Below are 25502 nucleotides of genomic sequence, written 5' to 3'. Positions count from 1 at the left end.
TTCACGCCTGGCCCCGCCGCAGTAGCCTCCGAGCATGGGCGAGTTGCAGGCCACCGGTTCGGTCTCGAGCGCGTCACCCCTGGTAGACGCGGTGATCTTCGACCTCGACGGCGTCGTCACCGACACCGCGAGAGTGCACGCGCGGGCTTGGATGAGACTCTTCGACGCCGCATTGCCCGGACTGAGCCCGACCGCGCGACCCTTCGACCCGGATGGGGACTACCGCACTCTCCTCGACGGGCGAACGCGGGAGGATGGCATCCGAGCGGTTCTCTCCTCTCGGGGAATTCACGTCGCCGACGACGACCCCATCGTCGCCTCGCTCGCCGCCGATAAGCAGAAACTCTTCGAGTCGGAATTGGGCGCCAATGGGGTATCGACGATCGCCGGTACAGTCGACTTTCTGAATGACCTCCGGCGGAGGGGCGTGCGGACTGCCCTTGTCACCTCGAGCCGCAATGGACCGGCAATCGAAACCGCTGCGGGGGTGACGGACCTCTTCGACGTGCGTGTCGACGGCAATGATCTGCGGCGACTCAAGCTCGCAGGCAAGCCAAGCCCTGCCCTGTTCCTCGAGGCATGCCGGCGTCTCGAAGTAGACCCAGCGCATGCGGTTGTCGTCGAAGATGCGGAAGCCGGCATCCGGGCGGGAGTGGCGGGAGGTTTTCGTCAAGTCATCGGGCTGGTGGCCGGCCAAGATCCGTCATCACCGCGGTTTGCCGCGCTCACGGAGGCCGGGGCGCACGTCGTCGTGTCGGACCTGCGAGATCTCGACTGGAGCACACTCACCCTGACCGACCACACTCCGGGCGATCTCGACTCCACACGCCCTTTGGGACCTGATGACAGCGACGATTCCACCGGCCAGTGGATGCTGGCCTGGGACGGCTTCGATCCCACTGAAGAGGGCACTCGCGAAGCCCTCTGCACGCTCGGCAACGGCTATTGGGGCACGCGAGGGGCAGCCTCCGAAGACGACGCAGACAGCATCCACTATCCCGGGACCTACTTCGCAGGCGTCTATAACACCGTCACAACCGAGCGAGACGGCGTCACGGCCGACAGCGAGAGCATGGTGAATTCCCCCAACTGGTTGGCCCTGTGGTTTCGTATCGACGACGGGGACTGGTTTTCCCCCGCACGGGCAGCGCTCCTCGACTATCGACAACAACTCGACCTCCGCCGGGCCATTCTGACCCGGGAGCTGCGTTTCAACGACGGAACGGGCCGCATTACCCGGGTGCGCACACGAAGGCTCGTCTCGCAGGCGAATGTGCACACGGCGTTCGTCGAGACCACGATCGAACCGGAAAACTGGACCGGCTCTCTCACAGTTCGCTCGGCCATCGACGGGCGCGTGACCAATCGCGCCGAGAGGGGGTCCGCGCTGCCCGCCCGCAGACATCTCAGCGCGCGTAAGACCCGGGAACTCAATGACGAGAGCATCCTGCTCGAGATGGAGACCATCCGATCCGGAATCCACATCTCCCTCGCCGCACGCACACGCGCTTTCGACGGACCGGAGCTGCTGGCCACCACACGCCGCCTCCTCGTGGATGAGGCAGGGTGGGTGGCGCACGAATTCGATCTGGCCGCGACCATTGGGCGTGCTATTCGAATCGAAAAAGTGGTGGTTGTTCGCACCTCGCGTGACCGCGCGATCGCCTCCCCTTCCGAAGCCGCGGAGACCCTGCTCGCGCGAACGCCGGGTGCTGACAATCTGCTCGCGGCACACGAGCGCGCGTGGCGAATACTCTGGGACGAATTCCGAGTCGAGATGGAATCCGGCGACCGTCAGTCACTCGCCCTCAACCTCAACACCTTTCACATTCTGCAGACACTCGCGTCGGTGACGGCAGACCTCGATGCCGGAATCCCCGCGCGGGGCCTGCACGGTGAGGGGTACGGCGGCCACATCTTCTGGGATGAACTCTTCGTCTACCCGATGCTCACCCTGCGGCGTCCCGACCTCAGCCGGGCGCTACTCGGATACCGCTACCGGCGACTCGCTGAAGCGAAATATGCTGCCCGAGCCGAGGGTGTTGCGGGGGCAATGTTCCCGTGGCAAAGCGGCATCGACGGCCGCGAGGTGACACCGCGCGAGCTGTACAACCCACACGCCGCTGCTTGGATGCCCGACAATTCCTACCGCCAGCGGCATGTGGGACTGGCGATCGCCTACAGTGCGTGGCAGCACTACCAGGCGACGGGAGATCTCGGCTTCCTCATTGAACAGGGGGCGGAGCTGGTGATCGAGGTCGCACGTTTCTTTGCGGGACTGGCCACCTACGATTTCGAGGAAGACCGTTACTCCATCAGCGGCGTGATGGGCCCGGACGAATTCCACGACGGCTACCCCGATGCCCCTGGCATGGGTCTCCGCAACAACGCCTACACGAACGTGATGACCGCATGGGTACTCCGTCGCGCGGCGGAGATCGTTGAACTGCTCGAGACCCGCTCGTGCCGACCGCTGCGAGACAGGCTCGACCTCCACCCCGACGAAGTGGAGAACTGGCTCGGTATCAGCAGGCGGCTTACAGTACCGTTCTGTGCTGACGGCACTATCTCGCAATTCGAGGGATACCATGCACTCGCCGAATTGGACTTTGAGAGTTACCGGGCCACGTACGGGTCACTGGGGCGGCTCGATCTCATCCTGAATGCCGAGGGTTCGAGCACGAACCTGTTCAAAGTATCCAAACAGCCGGACGTGCTGATGCTCTTTTACCTTTTTTCGGCCGAAGAGTTGCGCGAACTGCTGGCCGAGATGGGCTATCCGCTGCCGGTCGAGGCCGTGATCAGCACCGTGAATCACTACACCGAGCGATCCACCTATGGTTCAACCCTGTCTAATGTCGTGCACTCGTGGATCGAGGCCAGGCAGGACCGGGAAAGGTCGTGGGACTTCCTGACGCGAGCGCTCGAGAGCGATCTCTCTGATATTCAGGGCGGTTCGACACGGGACGGCATCCATATCGGCGCCATGGCGGGCTCGATCGATATGGTGCGCCGCTGCTACACGGGCCTGGAGGTACGCTCAGACATGCTGTGGCTGCATCCGCTGCTGCCGCCGGAGATCGACTCGATCGCTTTCGGTTTCACCTACCGGTCGCAGGACATCCGGCTTGAACTGTGGAAAACCCAGTTACGAATCACAGTGGGGCTGAGCAGCGCTCCCTCGGTGATCGTGATGGTCGAAGGAAATCGCACCGAGCTGTCCCCGGGCGAGACCCGAGTATTCGCGATCGGCGGCGTCGACGGGCCATAAGGGACTGGTCGGTACTTCCGGCGGTTATTCGAAAGTGGGGCGAGCGGGACTTGAACCCGCGACCGACGGATTTGGTCGGAGCGATCCTCGCTTGCCTACATGCTTCGATCGATCTCAACAGATCTGGATCTGGCCGGGAATTCCTTGCTCGGCGTGGCTTCATGTTGTCGAGACGTCTCGAATGGTCCGGGCTGATCTCGGGTCAATAAATGTCTGAATAAACGTGCACGCATCACGTCACCCAAATCGCCGCTGGGCACGTGCTCCACGGGAGCCGCTTATTGGGGAGTCATATTGATACGGCGGGTGGCGGCTCAGGGATCTCGGGCAGCCCTTTCGCGAAGACCACATTCAAGATCCGATGCGCCTTCGGCTCGAGTATCTCGCCGGGGTAGAACTCCTCGTACAGCTCCCCCGCGTCGTCCGAGTTGGCAACTTCACAAATGGCGAGGAGGTTCGCGATATCGTCGTCGTCGCGTCCGGGCCTGCTTGCTCGGAGCTTCATCGCGAGCATCATTCGAGCTGACGCCACCCAGACGCTCACCTCACCGTCGTCGTACAGCGGTTCCCACTCGGCTATCGCAAAGGGGACGAACTGGGCCGCCGCTGTGTTGAACCACGAGGTCGTCCAACCGTTCCTCGCAGCAACCTCAGATGCTGCCAGCATTGCCGGCTCAGTTGGATGGACGGTCGCGTCGATGTCGTCGGTAGTGCCGCGTTCGAAGTGCCGTAGCGATAGCGCCGCACCGCCGATGATTCGGATTCCGCCGGGTTCGCCTGCCGCCCGCAAGTGTTCGACGACCTGGCGAAGTCCCAGGATGAGGTCCTCTCTGGAGAGGGCCAACTCAGATGCTCGCGAGCGTTAGCTCGTCGACGAGGACACCGCGTTCGAGGAACTCTGCAGGCACGTTCTTGGGATCCACGGGCACGACATATCGTCCCGCGTTCAGCGTCCACCGCTTCCTGAGTCGGCGGCCGGGCTTCAACGTCCAGCTGGGAGCCGGAAACCCCTCCTCGCGCAGGCGGTATGCGACCACCCCGGCTATGGCTGCGTCCCAGTGTTTTTGCCCGGTAGACGCAGGTTCCGCGGTCCCGAGGATGTACCGCACCTCGTTCTTCTCGGCGAGCAGATTGTCGTTGAGCTGGATGAAGTGACGGAGGGCGAGGTCGGAGCGACCGGCGGTGACCGCTTCACCGATACGGTTCGCGATGACAGCGGCTGTCTCTCGGAGAGTGGGGATAGCGATCAGCGTGTGCCCGGTGAACTTCAACAGTTTTTCCGCTGTCTCGATCGTCGGGCTTCGCTTGCCGTTCTCGATCAGAGAAAGAGAGGAAGCTGCAACTCCAGACCTCTGGCTCAAGCCCTTTTGGCTCAGTCCGCTAGAGCGTCGCGCGTCTCGGATTAGGTCAATCGTCATGAGATACCGCCTTTCTAGCATTTAAGTTTACTTTCTAGTAATTATAGGCCCATTAAAGACTCGTTTCCACACGCTACAACCGTGAGGAAATTCACCGAGCGAAGCAAACGATCGCCAGGTTGCACAACGTAGATCTCTTGGGCGGGGCGTCGTTGGAACTCCGACAACCGCTCTGAACTGAATGGCTTCTGCCGGCAAAACATCGCTTGTGGCGGACACTCGAGGCGTTCACGACTGAGAGCCCGACACGCGGCGCAGCAATAGTTGGACTCGAGAAGCGGGCCGAGTCGATGGAGACCGCTTCGAGCCGATTTTTCTCTCCCCCATAGATATTGAAGCGCTGGCTACGGAACTCGACAGTTACGCTCCCGACGGTTTGTTCGTCCGTCTCGCCGCATACACAGGTCTGCGTTCAGGGGAGATTCAGGCGTTGCAGATTCGAGATGTGAACCTAATGCAAAGACAGCTAGAAGTGCGCAGGACCTCGGTGCGCACCTCTGCCGGCTGGGAGGAGGGCTCCCTCAAATCTGAGAAGTCCATCCGATCGGTCCCGTTACGGCGGGAGTTAGTCAAGTCACTTACCGCGTACATCGCCAACCACTCCAACGCCGCCGACTCGACAGCGTTGCTTTGCCCGGGTCGGTTCTACGGAGGGTACGGCGACTATCGCGGCTCGCTCGACTGGACAAAGCGACTCGACTACGAAAGCTTCTATCGGAACCGCTTTCGTCCCGCCGCGAAAAAGCTCGGACTTACCGACCTCCGCTTTCACGACCTGCGCCACACCGCAGCGAGCCTGTTTGCCGCTTCGGGGATGCCGTTGGCGAGGGTTGCCCGTGTGCTCGGCCACACCGACACCGTGACTACCTATAAGGTCTACCTACATTTCTTACCGGACGACTTCGCCGCAGACATGGACCGTCTGGATGAATACCTGGGAGGCAGTTCGGAGCGCAACGATCAGGAACCGGGACCCGTACCGAACTGGTCCCAGAATGTCGGATAGAAGCGAGACAGAGGGGTCTCGGCTTCGTTCTGTTCGTCCATCGCTGAACGGCACTGCCGAGCTATTTCCGCGCGATACGTGTCGATCTGCGGGACCAGCGTGTAGATGCTGGTCGTATCTATTGTGACTGTTCTAAATTGACCAACGTCGAATGGTAGAGGATCACCTGTCCGGATGACCTGCACGGTTGGTTTACGCGAAGCATGCCGAAGGGCCAGTTCGTAGAACACATTCGGGTTGCCGAAAGACAGATCCGCGATTACCAGCGGCGCACGCACGAGATGGTCGATTACCTGGCTGGTAATGAGGCCAGGTGTAGAGATTTTGTCGGCCCGAACTAGTCGCATGCCCAGCGTCGCGAGCGCGGGCTCGATTAACGAGCCCAACATAAGGTCTGCGTGTTGGCGCTGCTCGGAGCCCTCATAGCCAATTGGCGTAACTAGGAAGCAGACGTTGGATAAGTCGGAACTCTCAGCTACCACCTGTGCGGGGGATGAGCCCGGTCCGACGATCCTCGGCGACGATTTCGCTACATCGACCGGGACGTCATGCGGCGTCTGCGACACTTGACCTCCCGTTGTGGCCGGGACGGCATTGCTCAGCTCGTCGAGAAGGATCTCAAACGTGAGCAGGCGTTCCGCACCTGCATAATTGGTCAAGAGTCCGAGGTCGCGTGCGTTGGCCAGAAAAGTCTCAACGCACTCATCAGCAGTATCTTCGGCAGCAAGCGATTGCTCGATTGCGAAGTCACGCATGACAGAGGTGGCCGGGAGCCTATTGTTCTTGAACTGCTCGTAAAGGGCGTTGAAGGCGGCGATCTTGGCGATGGCAAGTTGAAGTCGGGCGGCGTGTCGTGCCCGTCCGAGCGACGCATCTCCCGACGCAAGCTTCCCCACCTCTGTCAACTCGATGTACTCGGAGGTGTAGTTGCCTTTGGTCAATCCATATTGGTTCGAATTTGTGACCAGCTGTCGGCTCGTGCCGCTCTCGGCCGATCGACCTAGCTGTTCGAAGAGTGTGAGCCGCCGAATTTTTTGTCCGGCCGCGAACGCCTGAATGGCTTCCGCTAACGGCAAGGCCTCGATGAACGAGGACGCCGGGAAGCCCCGCGCAGTTCGTGTCCTACGTTTGCGCCCTGTTCCGCCAGCAGCTCTGGTTGTAGCAGGTCCCTCGTCTGCATCGGGAATGTCTGCTTCATCATTAGTTGCATCGTTGTCCTCGCGGGATTCGGTAACCGCTTCAGCGCCCGCGTCGATGACAGTCGACATGTCTACTCCCCGCTTAGATGTGATGGCAACTGCACACATCCGAAGCATAGTTGAGAGAAAGACACGCAGGAGGGGGTTTGGAGGGGATCTGCTTCTGGAGCTATGCGGCCGAGCGGCCTACTTCCCATACAAACATTAGTGGGGCGAGCGGGACTTGAACCCGCGACCGACGGATTATGAGTCCGCTGCTCTAACCAGCTGAGCTATCGCCCCGCAGCGCTCCAGAGAAACGGTGCGACACCACGATACAGGCTGGTGCGCCCACGAGCGTCAGGCAGGCGGCCTCAGCTGACCTGCTCGTCGAGCGACGCATCCGTCACCGGGTCCGTGACTTTCTCGCCACGGTAGAGCTGCTCGAAGATGGACAGCGTGCGCTGGATATCGTGGGCCGCGATGTAGCGCAGGCTTGCTTCCTTCATCCGGCGCAACTCCGAATCAGGCAGGCTCAGAACGCGGCTGAGCTTATCTGCCAGGTCCTTCGCGTCGCCTGGATCGAAGAGGTAGCCGTTCTCCCCCTCGTGCACGAGGTGCGGAAGCGCCATCGCGTTGGCGGCGACGATCGGCAGGCCAGAGGCCATGGCCTCCATCGTCGCGATGCTCTGCAACTCGGCGATCGAGGGCATGGCGAAGACCGTGGCACGCGTGAGGGCGGCCCTAAGTTGCTCATCCGTCACATACCCGGTGAAGGTGACGCGCTCGTCGATGCCGAGTTCGCGGGTGAGCTGCTTGAGTTGGTTCATCTGGTCTCCAGTGCCCACGATTTCGAGCTGCACATCCAGGGCCAGGTCGATCTGCGCGATCGCCCTCATGAGCACCTCGAGGTGCTTCTCACCCGAAACACGCCCGACGAAGATCACCCGGTTCTCCGTCCGTGGCTCAAAGTTCGCCGTATACAGCGCCGCATCGATCCCGCAGGAAATGGCATGAACGTGCTCGAGATTGGTCTCGGTCTCGAGGAAGTCTGCGGCCTTGCGGCTGGGCGTCGTCACCGCTTCGCAAAAAGCGAAGGTGGACGCGGCATCCTTCCAGGCGGTGCGAATGGCCCACTTGCGCGCAAAATAGGGCAATCGGGTGTGATCGATGATGTTCTCTGGCATGAAGTGGTTGGTGGCGATCACGCGGATGCCCCGCTTCGCGGCCTGTCGGGCGAGTCCCCGGCCCACGACGATGTGCGACTGGATGTGCACGACATCCGGCTTGACCTCGTCGAGGATTTGCGCGGCATGGGCCTGGCTGCGCCAGGGCAACACGAACCGTAGCCAGTCGTGCGGATACCAGCGCCAGGAGTAGACGCGGTGCACCACGAATTCGGCGCCGTCATGCTTCTCGAGAAACGCGCCGCGGGTGCCGTTGAATGCCGGAGCTTCAACGTGCACGGTGTGACCGCGTTCGGTGAGTCCGGCGGCGAGCCGGGAGCCGAAATTGGCGGCTCCGTTCACGTCGGGAGGGAAGGTGTCGGCGCCAATCAGGATACGAAGGGGTGCCTTCGCCTCCGTTGGGGAGTCGTGCGGGGTGTCGGACAAAGTCTTAAGCATCCCTTGCAGTTGAAACCATCGGTCACAGCCTAGCGGCGGCTTCGGGCTGTCGCTTCGACAGTTGCACCACACCGTATACGGCGAGCGCTCCCGCCACAACAAAGGCGAGGATCGCGAACCAGGGTGCGGTGGACGCTTCCTGCAGCACGATGATGCCGATCGAGACCGCGACGATCGGGTCGATCACGGTGAGTCCGGCGATCACCAGATCCGGAGGGCCGGAGGAATACGCGGTCTGCACAAAGTAGCCGCCGAGTACCGTAGCCGCGAGAAGGGCCACGACGCAGGCGATGGTGAGCCACTCGAATCCTTGGGCGCCGTTGATGATGATCGTGTGCACCCGGTCAATGACGACTTTGGCGAGAGTGGCGACGAATCCGTAGAGAACGCCGGCGCCGACGATGTAGATGAGCGCACCGAATTTGTTGCGCAGAAAGGCGAACAGCAGCGCGAATGCGACAGTGACGACGCCGAGCAGCACGAGCACGGTCACGAGCTCGGTCTGGGTGATCTCCTTCGACCGGGCAAAGATCGTGGCGAAGGTGACGAACAGCGCGACACCCCCGACGCAGAAAATTATGGGCCGGATCGCATCCTGCTTCAACTTCGCACCCGAAACCCGCGCATTGACGATCGCGGTGATTATCAGCGCGATCGCTCCCAGGGGTTGAACAACGATGAGCGGCGCGAAAATCAGGGCAGTGAGCTGGAAAACGACCGCGAGGCCGAGCATCAGGGTGCCGATCACCCACGAGGGCCGGCGCAGAAGGAGCAGGAGCTGGCCGAGATTCAGACCTGCTGTAGACGACTCCGTTGTCAGGCCGTCGACCTTGGTCACGCCGCGGTGCTGGAACTGCGCGCCCAAGGCGAGAAAAACTGCCCCCACCAACGCAATCGGAATGCCGATATAGGCGGATGGGGTGAGGGAGATCTGGTCCGAGATGGCACTGAGGTCTGGTGTCACGGCATGACCTTACCCGCTGGCGCTCCGATATTCTTGGCGAATGGCCGTCCTCCCGATTCAAATCACGGGCAATCCCGTGCTCCATGCCCGCGCATCTGAAGTCACTTCCTTCGATCTCACTCTGGCGACCCTTGTCGCCGACATGTTCGAGACGATGGAAGCCGCACCGGGCGTGGGGCTCGCGGCGCCGCAGGTCGACATCCCGCTTCGCCTCTTCGTATTCAACTGGACCGATGATGACGACACCGTCTGGCGCGGCGTCGCGATCAACCCCATCCTGTGGGTGAGCCCGGTGCCAATTGGACCGGCAGATGAAGAAAAGGAATCCGAAGGTTGCCTCTCGGTGCCCGGCGAGCGGTATCCGCTCCGGCGATCGGAACTCGCCATCCTCACGGCTGTCGATCTCGACCAGAAGCCCTTCGAGATTCGAGCGGAAGGATGGCTCGCCCGTATCTTCCAGCACGAATACGACCATCTCGAGGGCGTGCTTTACGTGGACCGTCTCGACCATGCGGCAGGCAAGGCGGCCGCCAAGGCGGTGAAGAAGAGTGGCTGGGGCGAGCCAGGGTTGAGCTGGACGCCGGGGATCGACGACCTCGAGGGATAGGGGTGTCGCGGTGGCCTCTGCTCTCGTGTGAACCCGACTTCTCCTCCACACCGTCCCGACCAACTCCTTGTCCACAGATTCGACAGAGGGCTTTCGATCTGTATTCGACTCTGAAACACTCGAGGTATGCCATTAAACGAAGCTTTGTTCGAACACTCCCCGGAGGAGTCATTCGACGCATCGCTTGTTGGCGCGCGTCGAGCGCTTAGTCTCGTGGCGGGATGCTCTCGATTGGTGAATACTCTTTCCGACTCCGATTTGCTCCGCATCCAACGCGAGCTTTCTGACCTCGCCCGCGGAATCGGGGCCAGCGCTGCGGTTGTTGCGGGCGAGATCGGTCATCGGTCCCGGCCCGGGCTCGGTTATGCCGGGCTCGCCCAACGAGAGGGTTTTCGAACTGCTGAGGCCCTAATTCGCCACGAGACCAAGTCGACGGCGCACAATGCGTCCGCCCTCGTTCAGGTGGGCACGATGGCACGTGACTCCGGAGACGTTGGGGCTGTGTCGAGTGCCGAACCATGGTTTCGGGAGGTCGGCGCGGCTGTCGCGGCGGGAAGCCTCTCGGTGGATGCCGCTCGTGCGATCCGCAGCGGGCTCGGCTCACCATCCGAACGTACTGGTGCGGTGACCCCTGATGATCTTCTGAGCGCTGCCCACCTCCTTGTGATCGAGGCAGCACAGGTCGATGCGGACGAGTTGTTGCGCCGTGCTCGCCGCGCACGAGACGATCTAGACGAGGCCGGCATCGCTGATCGCGAGCGGGCGGCGTTCGAGGAGCGGTCTGTGCGCCGCACACGGCGGCCCAATGGGCTCCCGCGGTACATAATCGACCCGGATATCGAGTCCGCCGCCTTCTGGGACGACGTCTACGACTCGCTCACGTCGCCCCGCCGTGGAGGCGTGCGCTTCGTCGATGACGCCGACAAGGCCTGGGCCGAGGGGATCTCTTCCGATGAGCGCACCACGGACCAGTATGTGCACGATTCTTTTACGCAATTGCTTCGGATTGCAGTGAGCGCGGAGACCGGTGAGAGCAGGCGAATCGTCGGCTCTCGACAGCCATCGGTGCGGGTTCTGGTCACCAGGGCGGCCCTCGAGGCCAAGCAGGGTCATGGACGTATCGAAGGATGCGATATTCCGATTTCCCTTCAGACTGTAGAACGCGTTGCCTGCGAATCCGGCACGGTGCAGCTCGATTTCGACGAATCAGGTCGCCCCCTCGACCTTGGCCGCGAGCAGCGACTCTATTCACACCGACAACGGATTGCGCTCGCCGCCGCGCAGGGCGGGTGCATGTTCGGGGACTGTGATCGGCCACCTCGTTGGTGCGAGGCGCATCATGCACAACATTGGAAACGGGATCACGGCGAGACCAACATCCTGGATGGAGTGCTGTTGTGCCGGTATCACCACCTGCTTGTTCACAACAACGGCTGGGAGATCGTGCGGGATGACGCGGGATTCTGGCTGATTCCGCCCCGAGAGGTTGATGCGGAACAGCGGCCACGTCTCATGCCCTCGAAGAGTGCCGCCCTTCGCGATCTGAGACTGCTCAGTGCCTAGGCGGGGTGTGGGCGACGGGGTGTGGGCTGTGGGCTGTGTATTGCCGAACGGGGTTTTCCGCGCTAGAAGACTGCTCGGATGAGGGCGGCCACCGCTGCCGCCGCGATCACGACGACGATAAACGGCACTCGCAGCGCGAGCAGTACAGCAGCTACGGCCAGCGCGGGAAGTCGCGCATCGATGACGATGCGGTTTCCTGAGCCAAGGGTCTGCACCGCGATCAGTGCGGCGAGTAGGGCAACAGTTAGCAGGTTGGCGATCCGGGCCGGGGCGGGCTTCTCGAGGAGGGAAGCAGGCACAAGGTACCCGGCGATCTTGAGCGACAGACACGCCAAGGACGCGATGATCACGATGAGCCACAGTGTCATGAGAGTGCGCCTGTCATGAGAGTGCGCCTGTCATGAGAGTGCGCCTGTCATGAGAGTGCGCCTGTCATGAGAGTGCGCCGGTCACGAGAGGGCGCCGGTCACGAGAGGGCACGGCCGTGAGAGGGCGCCGGCCATGAGCGAATTTTGTCATGCGCTGCACTCGGGCAGGAGGGAACAGGGTCACGTCGGAATTCCCGGGGGATCAAGTTGGGGACTCGGACTGCCGAACCAGTTGAACCCGCCCACGATTACCGCGACGATTCCCGCAACGAGAACCGGCAATCCAGGAATCAACACCGGAGTGGTTGCCGCGGCGATCACAGCGGCGGCGGCGGCGACTGCGATCGCCTGCAATTGGCGCAGGCGGGGCCACAGCAGGCCGAGGAAGGCAGCGGCGGCGGCGGCATCCAAACCGTACACGCGCACATCGCCCAGGGCATTGCCGATGAGCGCACCGAGGAGCGAGGTGAGGTTCCAGCCAATGAAAACTGAAAGTGCAGTCACCCAGAAGCCCAGGCGCTGGCTGCGAAGCGTTGGCTGGCTGGTGGCAACTGCGGAGGACTCGTCGATGGTTACCCAGGCCGCAGCGAATCGGCGCCACCGGCCGGCGCCGATGATGGGAGCGACGCGGATGCCGTAGATACCGTTGCGAATACCGAGGATGGCGGCACTCGCGATGGCTGCTGGCCCGGCTGCCACTCCCCCGGTGGCGATAACCCCGATCAGAGCGAACTGCGAGCCTCCGGTGAACATCAACAGGCTCATCACGCAGGTCTGCCAGACATCAAGTCCGGCAGCAACTGCCAAAGCCCCATAGGAGATACCGTAGGCGGCCGCGGCGAGCCCCACGGCCACGCCCTTACGAGCGGTGGCGAGGTCATCCGTGTTCCAGCGGGACGCGCGCGAGACTGCCTGATCGTCGGCTGCTTGATCGTCGGCCGCCTGATCGTCGGCTGCTTGATCGTCGGCTGCCTGATCGTCGGCCGCCTGATCGTCTTCGGAGGGGCCGGGTTCAGTCCTGGCCATCGCGCAGATTCACTCCGTGCACGCCGTTGTCATAGCGGATCGACGGGAATACCGCCGACACAGTGAAGCCAACACCGGGCAGCATCTTGGCGTTGAGGATGCCCCGGTACAGGGCGGCGCGCTCGCGCATCTCGCTCATCCCGGGGCCGACTACGACCTCGGTGAGGGCATCCAAGTCATCCTGGAAGGTGTAAGTGCGACTCTGCGCGAGTTTGTCGGGGTCGAGTCCCTCACGACGAGCGGCCGCGCGCACCCCGTCGTCATCGATCACCACCTGGAGCCCCTCATCAGTCCAAGTTGAGGTGATGCGCACTCGCGTGCCGGCTCCACCATATTTGAGCGCATTGGACAGCGACTCCTGCACAATGCGGAATACCGCGAGCTGCGGGCCATCCCCGAGAATGAAGGGCTCGCCATTCTCGGAGAAGGTGATCTCGAGGCCCGCATCCCTCATCACGTCGAAAAGCTCGCGGGTCATGTCGGTACGGGGATGCGGCAACGTGTCGTCGACCGGACCGCCGACGATGGTCATCACCCGGCGCAGGTCCGCGAGCGTCGAGCGAGCGGCCTCGGCGATCGTGGCTGAAGCGCGCACGGCGGCTCCGGCATCCGCGGTGGCGGCATACTGCGCTCCATCGGCCTGGCTGACAATCGTCGAGACGGAGTGCACCGCCACCTCGTGCAGTTCGCGAACAATGCGCAGCTTGCCGAGTTGTTCCTGAAGAGAGGCTTCGAGATCGAGGTTGTCACGCTCGGCATCCACCCGGGTGAAGTACTGGCGTCGCCGCTCACGGGCAGCACGGATCCAAAGCACGAGAAAGACGATCGAAAGCACGAAAAAAATCGCGGATGTTGCGCTGAGAAGGATTATCACCAGCATCGAATGCTGCTGCAGCCAGATGTTCACTCTGTTCCCCCTCTGGCTGACAACGACCTGGCTGACAACGACCTGCTGACAACGACCTGCTGACAACGACCTGCTGACACCTTGAGGTTATCGCGAACCGGGGGCAGCGACGTGCTGCCCCGATTCGCACCATCAGCCGCTCGGGAACTATCGGGCCACATAGCCGTCGAACCCAACAGTTGTCGAACCCATGAGTTGTCGAACCCATGAGTTGTCGAACCCATGAGTTGTCGAACCCATAGCGAGCGGGCCAGAAGCTACGTCACGGGCGGCTGCGGCCGGGCGTTCGCCTGTAGAACGTCGAGACGCGCACGATAGTCCTTCTCATCGATGTCACCCCGCGCAAATCGCTCGGCAAGGGTCAACTCTGCTGCGCGGGACGGACCACCCCAGTTGCCGCCACCGACACCGCCGACGAAGCCGGGGTGAAAGTATCCTCCGTTCTGCGCGAACCATGAGGAACGACGCCGGCGGGCGACCGAGATCACGATCGCGAAGAGCGCGACCCAGAAGAGCGGGATGAGCAGGAAGAAGAATCCGACGCCGCCGACCCAGAGTCCGACCAAATGGGCTGCGGTGCCGTGGAGAGCGAGTGTTGCGAGCACGATGTGTCCGTTTCTGTGGGGGTCCCTGTGGCGGAAGCCGGTGGAACCGTTATCGAAAACACTCGTCGCCCCAACGGCGAAGCGAATCTGCCCCGTGGATGCTGTTCATTACAACGCGGGGAGCACACGCTGACCCCTGGCTACTCCGGGAAGCAGAGGCAGCACCGGCGGTGGGATTACTCCTGGTACCCCGCGCGCACGAGACCGGTCTCATAGGCCACCACCACGAGCTGCACCCTGTCCCGCGCGAGAAGCTTTGACATGATGCGTGAGACATGGGTCTTCGCCGTGAGCGGGCTGAGGAAGAGGTGGCGGCCGATTTCATCATTGGTGAGTCCGTGCCCCACGAGGCCGAGCACCTCACGCTCACGCTCGGTGAGGACGGCAAGCTGGGAGGTGTCGGGCGCCTCTTTGAGCGAACCGGCGACGCGCTCGAGCAGCCGCTTGGTGACCCCGGGCGAGAGGAGGGCCTCTCCGCCCGCAACCACCCGAACGGCACGGATCAACTCCTCGGGTTCCGTGTCTTTCACGAGAAACCCGCTTGCGCCCGCGCGGATCGCCCGTGCAACATACTCGTCGAGTTCGAAGGTCGTCACGATCACGATGTGCGTGCCCGCAAGCGCCGGGTTCGCCACGATCTGTTCGGTCGCCCAGAGACCGTCGCCATCGGGCATGCGAATATCCATGAGCACGACATCCGGCTTTTCCCGAGTGACGAGCGCGACCGCTTCGGCGCCAGTGCCGGCCTCGCCCACGACGTCAAGATCCGCTTCCGCCTCGAGGAGGGACCGGAATCCGCCACGGATGAGTTGCTGGTCGTCGGCGATTGCGACGCGGATCATGCGGAGTCCTTCGATGTCGGGCGAGTGGGAGAAGTGGGCTCCGCAGGGACGCCCGCCGGGGAAGGCTCCTCGGATGCGAGGGGATCCGGCGCACCGGCCAGGAAAGCGGTCGAAACAGCGCCATGCGGAATGCGCGCGGAAACGCAGAATCCGCCCGCTTCGCCTGGCCCGGCCGTGAGGCTGCCACCGAGTAGGTCCGCCCTCTCGTGCATGCCGAGGAGGCCGCGACCGCCGGAGTCCTGCCGCGGTGGAGTTCCGATGCCGTTGTCGGTGATCTCGAGGAGGTAGCCGCCCTCGTAGTCGCGGGCGACCACGCTCACGGCGGTCGCCTTCGCATGGCGCACGACATTGGTGAGCGATTCCTGGGCGATGCGATAAAGCGCAAGCTGCACGGCCGCACTCGGCAGGGTCTCGATCATGTTGCGCACGTCGACCGCGATGCCCTGGGAAGAGATCGACGCCGCGAGCCCGGTGAGCCGAGAGAGATTTGGCTCTGGCACGAGAGGAGCGCTGGGGTCGGCCCCTCCCTCGGCTCGGAGGATCCCGAGCACCGAACGCACCTCGTCGAGGGCGGTCTTGCTCGATTCTTTGATGCTCGCAAGGGCCGCCTTGGCCTTCTCCGGCTGCTTATCCATCAGATGCAGTCCCACACCGGCCTGCACATTGATCTGGCTGAGCGAATGGGCGAGCACGTCATGTAGCTCGCGGGCGATCCGCACGCGTTCGGCCTGCACCTCGGATTGCTTGCGCTCGGCGATCCGACGGGATATCTCGGCAAACTGCTCTCGCCGCGTGCGCAGCCCCTCCCCCACGCCCAGCACGATCAGGATGCCGAGAGTCACCGCCGCGATTCGTGGCGGTGACACATCGATTCCCAGCGCGAGCGCGGTCGCGAGCGTGAGTATCCACGCTGTGCCCACCGAAATCCAGGCCCAGATCCGGGCACCCCGCATGACTGCAGACACGATGGCGAACGCCAGGGCGACATAGGGCGGATGATCCGAGTTATTCAGCCAGAGGAGATCGGCCCCGCCCGCCGCGGCGGTGATCGCGACGACGGCAGCCGGGAACCGACGAGCGGCGAGAAGTGCGAGGGGGCCGAGGAGCGAAAGAGTGAGACTGACTTCCAGCAGCTTCGGGTCTGTCCAGACACCGGAGTGAACGAGCCCGGTTCCCGGCCGAAAACGGAAGAACACCGCCGGAATCTGAACGAAGAGGGACACGATTACAGGGATAATCAGCCGAATCCGTCGCGAGCCGCTGGAGACTTGACGCTGGGTATGCCAGGTCTCCATGTCATGCCACGGATCGTGTCGGCGCTTGAGGGCGCGCTCGCCGGAACGCACTGTTTTCCCCTTCGCCCAGCGGGCGCTGGGGAAACGAGGGTGATCGGGCATGGGTCGATCGTAGTTGCGGGTCTTGCCCCCGGCATCCGCTCCGCGAAGGCGGCAGGTTACTCCTCCGGGAGTACACCCAGACACAGGCGTTAACGACGAAAGCCGCAGGGGGTGGAGCCCCGTGCGGCAATCGAGCTCCCCGACTTGGACTCGAACCAAGAACCGCCGCATTAACAGTGCGATGCTCTGCCAATTGAGCTATCGAGGATTGCTGAAACAGCTTCATCAGTTTACCAAAGGAACGCAGTGCAGCAAATCACGCATGCGATCGGTCTGGTGCAGTGCTCACCGCTGAATCGACGTGCCTATGTTACCGGCAACAGGAAGGTCGGCGATGCAACATTCACCGGTGAGCCGAGCGGGAACGGAATTCCTGTGCTCGGGTCGAGCCCGAACACCGCCACCGTGGACGAGAGCTGATTGGCCACAAAAAGCACGTCCCCTGTGTCACCCCCGTTGATCAGACACAGGTGCCGCGGCCAGTCCCCGCCGCAGGAGACAGTCGCAACCGGGCTCAGGTCAGCCGCTCGGAACACGGCGATGCGGTTGGAACCACGAAGTCCCGTGTAGAGGAATCTGCCCGAGGTGGCGATCGCGAATCCCGCGGCGTGATCTCCCTCGACCCAGACTTCGGAGACACTGCCCGCGGCAGTGATCCGCCCACGCTCGTCGAGGGCAAACACGCCGCCATCCAATTCACCGAGCAGGATCGAGCGACCCGCGTGCGCAATCAGGTCTCGCGGCCCGGTGCCGGGGAGAAGAGCAACGGATGCCGTGCGCACGAGTCGCCCATGCTCCAGCGTGTGCACGTGCACCCGATCGGCTCCGAGGTCTGCGCTCAGGAGAGTCGTGCCACACAGGAGGGTCGAGTGGGCGTGCGGACCCTGCTGCACGGGATTCGGACCACTCCCCTGCGACGGGAGTGTCTGAATGAGCGAATCGACCCTGCCATCGACAGCAAGCGGAAAGACATCGATCGAGCCGTCGAGATAGTTCGACACAAACAGCCGGTCCCGAGTGACGCTCACGTGACAGGGTGACCCGCCGCTTGTCGGTTGGCCACCGAGCGGTTCAAGGGTGCGACGGGGTCCCGGACGGAATGCCTCGATACGCCCGGCCTCGTCCGTCGCGTAGAGCACTCCGTCCGATCCGGCGGCAAGGAACGAGGGTGAGGAGGTCGGTGTCGTATCGAGAACCTCGAGACCCGCGCCATCCGGATTCCAGCGGAGCAGCCCGATGCCAACGGCATCGCCGCCCATCGTGGCTGTATAGCCACCGACCCAGATATCGACGGTGGTCAATAGCCCGCTCGAGGGTCGACGACCCCGATGAAACGACCGTCGCCGACGAAAGCGGCAACGTTGTCGCGAATACGATCGGCGAGCAGTGGCGCGGTCATCGCTGGCGTGTCCGCACTGTGCGGAGTGATGAGGATGTTCGGCGCCGTCCAGAGCGGATGGCCATCCGGCAGCGGCTCCGGATCGGTGACGTCGAGGCCCGCACCCGCGATCTCTCCCGTCGCGAGCGCCGCGACCAGGGCATCAGAGTCGACAAGGTCACCGCGCGCGATGTTCACGAGCACGGACGACCGCTTCATCACCGCGAATTCCGTGCTGCTGAACATGCGACGGGTGCCCGCCGTGGATGCCGCGGCGATCACCACCACGTCGGCGTCCGGCAGCACCTCTCGCAGTCGGTCAGAGGTGACAGTCCGCTCTGCACCGGCGACTTCGCTGGCACTCCGACGCACGATCGTGACATGCGCTCCGAACGGCTCGAGCAGGCGAATGAGTTCCACCGCGATGCCGCCAGCTCCCACAATCACAATCGAGACCCCGAAAAGCGATGAGCCCGTCTTGGGTCCCATCGGCCAGCTCGTTGCCCGAGCCCGCTCGGGGATCACTCGAAGCAGAGCAAGTGTCAAAGTGAGGGCGTGCTCGGCAACAGGCTGGGAGTAGGCGCCTTTCGCGCTCGTCCAGAGCGGCAGCGGGCGATCCGCATAGGACGCCAGCAGTCCGGCGAATGCGTCGACGCCGGCATAGGGAAGCTGCACCCAGTCAATCGACGGGTGCGACTCGAGAGTGGCCGCGAGCGCATCAGCCCCACCGTAGGAGAGCCAGATGAGACCGCGAGTTCGCGGACCGAACGCTGCGAGTTCCGCCCCGCTCGAGAGAACCGCCTCGACAAAATCCGCTTCGGACGCGGTGTGCGTGGCGGTGGCCGGAACGATCGTGATCGGTCCGCGACGGGGTCGCCGATCCGCGCTGAGTGTGTTCGCGATCACAGCGTTGACACCTCGGTGCTGCGGAGTTGTCACGGGGTGTGGTCCGATCCCGGCAGTCGACTCGTCCGGTTGGGAGTATCGCCCAGCGCAGCGCGCGAGCGCGCCAGGCCCTTGAGATAGTCGTTTTCCGGTGCCCTCGTGAGCGAATCGATGTCTCCGAGACCCACGATGATTCCCTGTTGCATCACCGCGATCCTCGGCGCGATTCGTGTCAATACCGCGAGGTCGCTGCTGATAACGACCGCCGTGATTCCGCGATCTCTCTGCAGGTCTCGAATTGCTTCGAGCACCCCGTCGCGCACTGTCGCGTCGACACCCCGGGTGGGCTCGTCGGCCACCAGGAGGGTCGGTTCGAGCACGAGAGCCCGCGCGAGAGCCACGCGCTGGCGCTGACCACTGCTCAGTTGGTAGGGCAGCCGATTCATCAGGCTGAGAGGCAGGCGCACCGCATCGATGACGGTCGCCACGGCATCCGCTGCCTCGCTCACGCTGAACCGGCGGTCACGCTGGTAGATCGGCTCAGCCACATTCTCGGCAACCGTGAGCAGCGGGCTGAGCCGTTCGGCGGCATCCTGCCTCAGGAACCCCACCCGTAGGGTGAGTCGATCGCGGCTGCGGCGCCCGATACGGCGCACGCGCGTGCCGAGCACCTCGAGCTGTCCACCACAGATACGGGGTATCGCCTCGCCCCCACTTCCGGCGAGGCCGGCGATCGCGAGTGCAAGTGTGGACTTTCCTGACCCCGACTCCCCCGTGATACCGAGCAGGTCCCCCGCAGCCACCTCAAAACTAACTCCACGAACCGCCAGATACGGGCGTGCATGATTTGATCGATACATCATCGAGACATCCCGGGCGGAGATAACGAGGTCTGCCGAATTCGCTGAGGTCACGGTCACGCCTCGGCGCGGAGCATCCGCAGTTCTTCGCGGCGGGTCGCCTGCTCGGCCGGGTTCGGCACCGGCAGTGATGCGATCAGTCGGCGGGTATACGGATGCTTCGGAGCACCGAGCACTTCTGCTCCGCTGCCCTCTTCGTAACGCAGTCTCGACGGGCCATTCTGGTCAGCGATCAGTGCCTGGCGATCGAACGGAAAAGTCACATCGGAAGGGGTGAGCCTGTCGTCGTTGGCAGAGGTGAGCCCCTTCTTCAGCACCACGATGAACTGAGTCGGGGAGGCGACCTTCGCTGAATCTGCGATGGAGGAGGGGCCGTTGTCTAACGTTTCAGCCCGATTGAGCGAGGTCATCTCATCGATGACGCGGACCGTGAGTGTTGTCAGGGTTAAATCGCCGTTGATTGATCTGCCGCCAGCGTCACAGCCGGACACGGCCGGCATCGTGCTCACGGGGCCTCCCAGCACGGCAAGCGACCGCTTGCGAACCGTGGATACGGATGTCATATCCGTGTGCCTCTCTGTCGAGGAAAACGCGAGGATGACACGAAAGCGCTCGGGCTGCCTACTTTATCTGTCCTTGCTCGCACAAATGACCTATTCGGAACGAAGCGCCCGGCGTTCGGCCTCGATGCGCACCAGTTCGACCTGGAGGGCACGATATTTCTCCGGCTCGGCCGCCGCATCCGTACGCTGGGACTGGCCGAGCAGTTCGGCCTTGCGGCGCAACAGGTCGCGCGCGATCAGGTCGGTGGTGACGGCCTGGCAGTACAGGGTGAGCTCGCGGTTCTCGCGCTCGGGGAGAGGGGCGAGTCCCAGTTCTTTCACGAGCATCGCGAACGGAGCGGGCACCTCGTCGATCACGCGGGCCAGCCAGCCGACGGAGTCGAAATCGTCCATGCTCGCCATCACACCGTCGCGCACAACAGCGAGAGAGGCGTTCGCGAAGTCGACCTGGCTCGCGCGCTCCAGCAGACCGCGGCCGATGAGTGCTGGCTGCTGCAGCATGGCCATGAGGGCATCCCGTTCCAGGCGGGTCGACGGATCGATCGGCAGGTGCACGAGGGACGGCCCCTGCTCAACGGCGGGAACCGGAGTCTCCGGCTCGCCGAATGTGCGCACCTCCCGTGCGATTTCGGGCGTGCGGGCGCGGACGGCTCTGACCGCCCGTGTTACCTCTTCGGGGTCCATGCCGAGCCAGCCAGCGAGATTGCGCACGTAGCCGACGTTGAGGGCCTGGTCGCGGATACCGGCCACAACCGGTGCGGATGCCCGCAACGCGGCGACCCGGCCCTCGACAGTGTCGAGGTTGTGCCCGGCAAGCACACGGCGGATCATGAATTCAAACATCGGCTTCTTTGACTGGATGAGGCGCCGCACGGCGTCGTCGCCGCGCTCGAGTCGCAGGTCGCAGGGGTCGAGCCCATCGGGAGCAACTGCCACGAAGGTCTGTGCGGCAAAGCGCTGCTCCTCGGTGAAAGCGCGGCTCGCCGCTTTCTGGCCAGCCTCATCCGGGTCGAAAGTGAAGACAACCTCGCCGGTGCCGGTCGTATCGGAGTTTTCGACATCGCCGAGCACGCGACGCACGACCTTGATGTGGTCGACGCCGAAGGCGGTTCCACAGGTGGCGACCGCGGTGGTGACGCCGGCGAGGTGGCAGGCCATCACATCGGTGTACCCCTCGACGACCACGACCTGTCGGCCGCGGGAGATCTCCCGCTTGGCGAGGTCGAGCCCGTAGAGCACCTGCGACTTGTGATAAACGGCAGTCTCGGGGGTGTTGAGGTATTTGGGGCCCTGGTCGTCATCCAACAGCTTGCGGGCGCCGAAGCCGAGGGTCTGCCCGGTGACATCGCGGATCGGCCAGACCAGCCGCCCTCGGAAGCGGTCGTAGGTGCCGCGGTCGCCCTGGCCGACGAGACCGGATGCCACGAGCTCTGCTTCGCTGTAACCGAGGGCCCTGAGGTGTTTCGTCAGCCCGGCCTTCGGCGCGAACCCGACGCCGAAGCGCTGGGCTGCGGACGGGTCGAAACCGCGCTGGCCGAGGAACGCCCGCGCCGGTTCGGCATCGGGGGTGGTGAGCTGAGCGACGAAGTACTCGGCGGCGGCCTGGTTGGCGGCGAGGATGCGGGCGCGGTTGCCGTGGTCGCTGTTGGCTTGGCCTCCGTCTTCGTAGTGGAGTTCGTAGCCGACCCGCGCCGCCATCCGCTCCACCGCCTCGGTGAAGCTCGTGTGATCCATCTTCTGCAGGAAGCTGAAGACGTCTCCGTCTTCACCGCAGCCGAAGCAGTGGTATCGACCGACCTGGGGACGCACATGAAAACTCGGGCTGCGCTCGTCGTGGAAAGGGCAGAGGCCCTTGAGCGAACCGACGCCCGCGCCCTTGAGCGTCACGTAGTCTCCGACGATGTCGGCGATGTTGATGCGCGATCGCACCTCGTCGATGTCGTTTCGTCGTATGAGGCCGGGCACCTGACGATTCTACGGTCGCCCGCCGACGCACCTGCTGTCGTGGCTCGGTGGCGCGGCTCCGTGGCCCGGCTCGGCGGCGCGGCTCGGCACGGTGGCGCGGCTCGGCGGCGACACAACTGCGCGGCCGCGAGTGACACGCGCGCCCAAATGTTCGGGCGCGAGTGTCACCCAGAGGCGCGGAAGCTGGCACAAGTGGGGCGGCACCGCAGGGGCTCCGCGGCGCGGCTCCGTGGCCCGGCTCGGCGGCGCGGCTCGGCGGCGCGGTGGCGACACAACTGCGCGGCCGCGAGTGACACGCGTGCCCAAATGTTCGGGCGCGAGTGTCACCCAGAGGCGCGGAGGCACGGCACCGTGGCGCGGCACCGCAGGGGCTCGGTGGCGCGGCGCGGTGGCGCGGCACCGCAGGGGCTCGGTGGCGCGGCGCGGTGGCGCGGCACCGCAGGGGCTCGGTGGCGCGGCGCGGTGGCGACACAACTGCGCGGCTGCGAGTGACACGCGCGCCCAAATGTTCGGGCGCGAGTGTCACCCAGCGGCGCGGAGGCTGGCACCAGCGGCGCGGAGGCTGGCACCAGCGGCGCGGACGCTGGCACCAAGCGGCGCGGAAGCTGGCACCAGCGGCGCACAAGCCCGACTAACCGACGATGCGCTCGTGCCAGGCCATTGCGGACTGGTCGGTCAGGCTCGCCACCTGGTCGACAACCGCACGCTTCTGACCGGCATCTGTCGTCGCGGACCGCCAGTCCGCCGCAAATCCCGGATCGAGCGAGGCCGCGCCCCGGTGCATCAGCGTCGTGGCGAGTTCGGTGAGCACCGCGCGCTGCTGCGTGTAGATGGGCTGGCGGGTATTCTTCGACATCACGAAGGCGGCGACAATGCCCTTGAGCACGGCGATCTCCGCCCGGATTTCGCGCGGCACGATGATGTCAGCGCCGAAGCGGATGAGGCTCCCACCGTCCTGGGTGCGCGTGGCCTGCACCGCCGCGGCGGCGAATCGACCGATCAGCTGGCTGGTGAGGTTCTTGAGGCGACCCTGCGCCATGCGGCTGCCATCCCAGTCTTCCAGCCAGACGTCGAGGGAATCGAGACGGTCGAAAGCGGCAATGAGCTCGTCGTGGTCGAGCTCCCCGCCGATCCAGGCGAACATCGAATCGACGAGGGCATCGTGGTTGACCCGCGCTCCGAGCGCCTTCACGTCGATGTAGCCGCTCACCACGGCATCCTCGAAGTCGTGAACGGAATAGGCGATGTCATCGGAAAGATCCATCACCTGGGCCTCGATGCACAGGCGACGATTCGGGGCGCCGGCACGCAACCAGTGGAATGCCTCGACATCGTCCGCGTAGAAGCCGAACTTTGCCCGACCGCTCGGATCCCCCACCGAGGAGCTCTCGGGCCACGGATACTTGCAGCTCGCGTCGAGGCTCGCCCGGGTGAGGTTGAGGCCATAGGAGCGGCCGTCCGGGCCGAAGACCTTCGGTTCGATACGGGTGAGCAGGCGGAGGGTCTGCGCGTTACCCTCGAAACCGCCGATGTCGGCGGCCCAGGTATTGAGGGCACGCTCCCCGTTGTGGCCGAAGGGCGGATGCCCGAGGTCGTGGGCCAGACACGCCGTGTCGACGACATCCGGGTCCAGCCCGAGGCTCGTGGCAAGTTCGCGACCGACCTGGGCGACCTCGAGTGAATGGGTGAGCCGGTTTCGGGCGAAATCGAGTCCGGCGGCCGGGCTCAGTACCTGGGTCTTCGCGGCCAGTCGTCGCAGCGCACTCGAGTGCAGGAGGCGGGCACGGTCGCGGGCGAAGTCGCTTCGGCGGCTTGAGTGTTCTTCCGGAAACCAGCGCGCGGTGTCGTGCTCCGAGTAGGTCTCAACCACCGCTGTTGTGAATCTCTGCTTCGGCGACCTCGGCGCGCTGGGTGTCGGCAAGCTCTCGGCTGTCGAGCCATCCGTTCGGAAGCGAGGTGCGCTTCGGCGTTCCAGCCCGGCCACGCGGGCCTTCCGCATCGGCACCGGGATACGGCAGTGTCCAGTCGAGACGGCCGAGAAGGTCATCCATCTGCTGAAGGCTCTCCACCGTGGCGAGCGAGGAGCGGATATCGCCGCCCACCGGGTAGCCCTTGAAGTACCAGCCGATGTGCTTGCGGATGTCACGGCAGGCGTGGTCCTCGTCGCCATCGAAGAAGTCCACGAGGAGTTCGGTGTGGCGGCGCAGGGTCTCGGCAACGGTGCCGAGAGGGGGCTGGGGGATGTCGGATTCTCCGGCGAAGGCCGAGGCGAGTTCACCGAACAGCCATGGGCGACCGAGGCAGCCGCGGCCGACCACGACCCCGTCGCATCCGGTCTCGTCCATCATCCGGATCGCGTCGGCGCCCGACCAGATGTCGCCGTTGCCGAGGATCGGAACGCCGCCGATCGCCTCTTTCAATTGGGCGATCGCCGACCAGTCGGCGTGACCGCTGTAGAACTCTGATGCTGTGCGCGCGTGAAGGGCAATGCTCGCCACTCCGACGCCCTCGGCGATGCGCCCGGCCTCCAGGTAGGTGAGATGGGTGGAGTCGATGCCCTTTCGCATCTTGATGGTGAGCGGGAGTGCGCCGGCGGCTTTCACCGCACCCTCGACGATGTCCCGGAAGAGGTCGAGCTTCCACGGGAGCGCTGCTCCCCCGCCCTTGCGGGTGACCTTCGGAACGGGGCATCCGAAGTTCAGGTCGATGTGGTCGGCGCGGTCTTCGGCGACGAGCATGGTGACCGCTTCGGATACGGTCTTCGGGTCGACGCCGTAGAGCTGGATGCTGCGCGGCGTCTCGGACTCGTGGTGCCTGATGAGTCGCATCGAACCCTCCGTGCGCTCGACCAGGGCGCGGCTCGTAATCATCTCGGAGACGTAGAGACCGGCTCCGAATTCGCGGCAGAGCCGACGGAACGCGGTGTTGGTGATGCCAGCCATCGGAGCGAGCACGACCGGCACCGCGAGCGCGAGCGGCCCGATCTGCAGGCTCTTCTGTACGCTCTTTTCGGGAGCGGCTGTCATGGTCATCCCTCAATTCTCTCAGGCAAAGGGGAACCCGACGTAACTGCC

At 64.0% G+C, this 25502-nt stretch carries 21 protein-coding genes, 2 tRNA genes and 1 pseudogene; 4 read left to right on the top strand and 20 right to left on the bottom strand.

Annotated features, from left to right (window positions below; translation table 11 throughout):
- Positions 1-34 precede the first annotated feature (34 nt).
- Positions 35-3271 carry an HAD-IA family hydrolase gene (locus RCH11_RS02280; RefSeq protein ID WP_327055356.1) on the top strand — a complete coding sequence of 1079 codons (3237 nt, stop codon included), beginning with the start codon at positions 35-37 and terminating at the stop codon, positions 3269-3271.
- A 289-nt stretch (positions 3272-3560) separates the two neighbouring features.
- On the opposite strand, the gene RCH11_RS02275 is transcribed toward RCH11_RS02280, so the two are convergent.
- Together RCH11_RS02275 and RCH11_RS02270 are read right to left on the bottom strand one after the other, a co-directional pair.
- The gene (locus RCH11_RS02275) at positions 3561-4115 is read right to left on the bottom strand and encodes a hypothetical protein (RefSeq protein ID WP_327055355.1); all 555 of its coding nucleotides are present in this window, start codon (positions 4113-4115) and stop codon (positions 3561-3563) included.
- A gap of 1 nt (position 4116) precedes the next feature.
- The gene (locus RCH11_RS02270) at positions 4117-4689 is read right to left on the bottom strand and encodes a helix-turn-helix domain-containing protein (RefSeq protein WP_327055354.1); all 573 of its coding nucleotides are present in this window, start codon (positions 4687-4689) and stop codon (positions 4117-4119) included.
- Between the two features lie 310 nt (positions 4690-4999).
- Between RCH11_RS02270 and RCH11_RS02265 the strand changes: the two genes are divergently transcribed.
- Positions 5000-5695: a site-specific integrase gene (locus RCH11_RS02265; protein WP_327055396.1), complete on the top strand. Its 696-nt coding sequence runs from the start codon at positions 5000-5002 to the stop codon at positions 5693-5695.
- Here the strand turns inward: RCH11_RS02265 and RCH11_RS02260 are convergent.
- The 4 genes from RCH11_RS02260 to RCH11_RS02245 all read right to left on the bottom strand — a co-directional run bounded on the left by RCH11_RS02260 (position 5650) and on the right by RCH11_RS02245 (position 9462).
- Positions 5650-6963 (bottom strand): hypothetical protein, encoded by a 1314-nt coding sequence (locus RCH11_RS02260; protein ID WP_327055353.1) that lies wholly within the window; start codon positions 6961-6963, stop codon positions 5650-5652. The two genes, RCH11_RS02265 and RCH11_RS02260, sit on opposite strands and share 46 nt — an antisense overlap.
- 139 nt (positions 6964-7102) lie before the next feature.
- Positions 7103-7176 (bottom strand) — tRNA-Ile (locus RCH11_RS02255).
- A 71-nt stretch (positions 7177-7247) separates the two neighbouring features.
- Positions 7248-8498 (bottom strand): glycosyltransferase, encoded by a 1251-nt coding sequence (locus RCH11_RS02250; RefSeq protein WP_327055352.1) that lies wholly within the window; start codon positions 8496-8498, stop codon positions 7248-7250.
- A 22-nt stretch (positions 8499-8520) separates the two neighbouring features.
- The gene (locus RCH11_RS02245; protein WP_327055351.1) at positions 8521-9462 is read right to left on the bottom strand and encodes a DMT family transporter; all 942 of its coding nucleotides are present in this window, start codon (positions 9460-9462) and stop codon (positions 8521-8523) included.
- A gap of 40 nt (positions 9463-9502) precedes the next feature.
- Here RCH11_RS02245 and def point away from each other — a divergent pair, with 40 nt between their 5' ends.
- Positions 9503-10069 (top strand): peptide deformylase, encoded by a 567-nt coding sequence (gene def, locus RCH11_RS02240; protein ID WP_327055350.1) that lies wholly within the window; start codon positions 9503-9505, stop codon positions 10067-10069.
- A 126-nt stretch (positions 10070-10195) separates the two neighbouring features.
- Positions 10196-11632, top strand: coding sequence for an HNH endonuclease signature motif containing protein (locus RCH11_RS02235; protein ID WP_327055349.1), 1437 nt, complete (start codon positions 10196-10198; stop codon positions 11630-11632).
- Between the two features lie 62 nt (positions 11633-11694).
- Here RCH11_RS02235 and RCH11_RS02230 read toward each other — a convergent pair whose 3' ends face one another.
- The 14 genes and pseudogenes from RCH11_RS02230 to dusB all read right to left on the bottom strand — a co-directional run bounded on the left by RCH11_RS02230 (position 11695) and on the right by dusB (position 25460).
- Positions 11695-12000: an AzlD domain-containing protein gene (locus RCH11_RS02230; RefSeq protein ID WP_327055348.1), complete on the bottom strand. Its 306-nt coding sequence runs from the start codon at positions 11998-12000 to the stop codon at positions 11695-11697.
- Positions 12001-12180: 180 nt separating this feature from the next.
- Entirely contained in the window at positions 12181-13026 is an 846-nt protein-coding gene (locus RCH11_RS02225; RefSeq protein WP_327055347.1) for an AzlC family ABC transporter permease, read from the bottom strand.
- On the bottom strand, positions 13013-13933 hold the full coding sequence (locus RCH11_RS02220; protein WP_327055346.1) for a sensor histidine kinase: 921 nt from the start codon (positions 13931-13933) through the stop codon (positions 13013-13015). The genes RCH11_RS02225 and RCH11_RS02220 overlap by 14 nt, the downstream gene beginning before the upstream one ends.
- A gap of 257 nt (positions 13934-14190) precedes the next feature.
- Positions 14191-14538, bottom strand: a complete 348-nt coding sequence (locus RCH11_RS02215; protein WP_327055345.1) for an SHOCT domain-containing protein — start codon at positions 14536-14538, stop codon at positions 14191-14193.
- A 176-nt stretch (positions 14539-14714) separates the two neighbouring features.
- The gene (locus RCH11_RS02210; protein ID WP_327055344.1) at positions 14715-15380 is read right to left on the bottom strand and encodes a response regulator transcription factor; all 666 of its coding nucleotides are present in this window, start codon (positions 15378-15380) and stop codon (positions 14715-14717) included.
- A complete protein-coding gene (locus tag RCH11_RS02205; RefSeq protein ID WP_327055343.1) occupies positions 15377-16777 on the bottom strand; it encodes a sensor histidine kinase in 1401 nt (466 codons plus the stop codon). Before RCH11_RS02205 ends, RCH11_RS02210 begins: the two co-directional genes overlap by 4 nt.
- A gap of 135 nt (positions 16778-16912) precedes the next feature.
- Positions 16913-16985, bottom strand: a tRNA-Asn gene (locus tag RCH11_RS02200).
- A 97-nt stretch (positions 16986-17082) separates the two neighbouring features.
- Positions 17083-18078 carry a lactonase family protein gene (locus RCH11_RS02195; protein WP_327055342.1) on the bottom strand — a complete coding sequence of 332 codons (996 nt, stop codon included), beginning with the start codon at positions 18076-18078 and terminating at the stop codon, positions 17083-17085.
- Positions 18075-19061 carry an NAD(P)-dependent oxidoreductase gene (locus RCH11_RS02190; protein WP_327055341.1) on the bottom strand — a complete coding sequence of 329 codons (987 nt, stop codon included), beginning with the start codon at positions 19059-19061 and terminating at the stop codon, positions 18075-18077. The genes RCH11_RS02195 and RCH11_RS02190 overlap by 4 nt, the downstream gene beginning before the upstream one ends.
- Before the next feature lie 29 nt (positions 19062-19090).
- On the bottom strand, positions 19091-19954 hold the full coding sequence (locus RCH11_RS02185; RefSeq protein WP_327055340.1) for a dipeptide/oligopeptide/nickel ABC transporter ATP-binding protein: 864 nt from the start codon (positions 19952-19954) through the stop codon (positions 19091-19093).
- Between the two features lie 2 nt (positions 19955-19956).
- Positions 19957-20097: pseudogene (locus RCH11_RS18125) on the bottom strand (ABC transporter ATP-binding protein); the annotation flags it as partial.
- Positions 20098-20553: 456 nt separating this feature from the next.
- On the bottom strand, positions 20554-22428 hold the full coding sequence (gene dnaG / locus RCH11_RS02175) for a DNA primase (protein WP_327055339.1): 1875 nt from the start codon (positions 22426-22428) through the stop codon (positions 20554-20556).
- Between the two features lie 631 nt (positions 22429-23059).
- The gene (locus RCH11_RS02170; RefSeq protein WP_327055338.1) at positions 23060-24298 is read right to left on the bottom strand and encodes a deoxyguanosinetriphosphate triphosphohydrolase; all 1239 of its coding nucleotides are present in this window, start codon (positions 24296-24298) and stop codon (positions 23060-23062) included.
- On the bottom strand, positions 24291-25460 hold the full coding sequence (gene dusB, locus RCH11_RS02165) for a tRNA dihydrouridine synthase DusB (protein WP_327055337.1): 1170 nt from the start codon (positions 25458-25460) through the stop codon (positions 24291-24293). Before dusB ends, RCH11_RS02170 begins: the two co-directional genes overlap by 8 nt.
- Between the last annotated feature and the right edge of the window lie 42 nt (positions 25461-25502).

The organism is Glaciihabitans sp. GrIS 2.15 (assembly GCF_035984695.1).
Taxonomy (GTDB): domain Bacteria; phylum Actinomycetota; class Actinomycetes; order Actinomycetales; family Microbacteriaceae; genus Lacisediminihabitans.
Note: the sequence above shows the minus strand (reverse complement) of the source record. Positions and strands in the feature narration are given on the sequence as shown.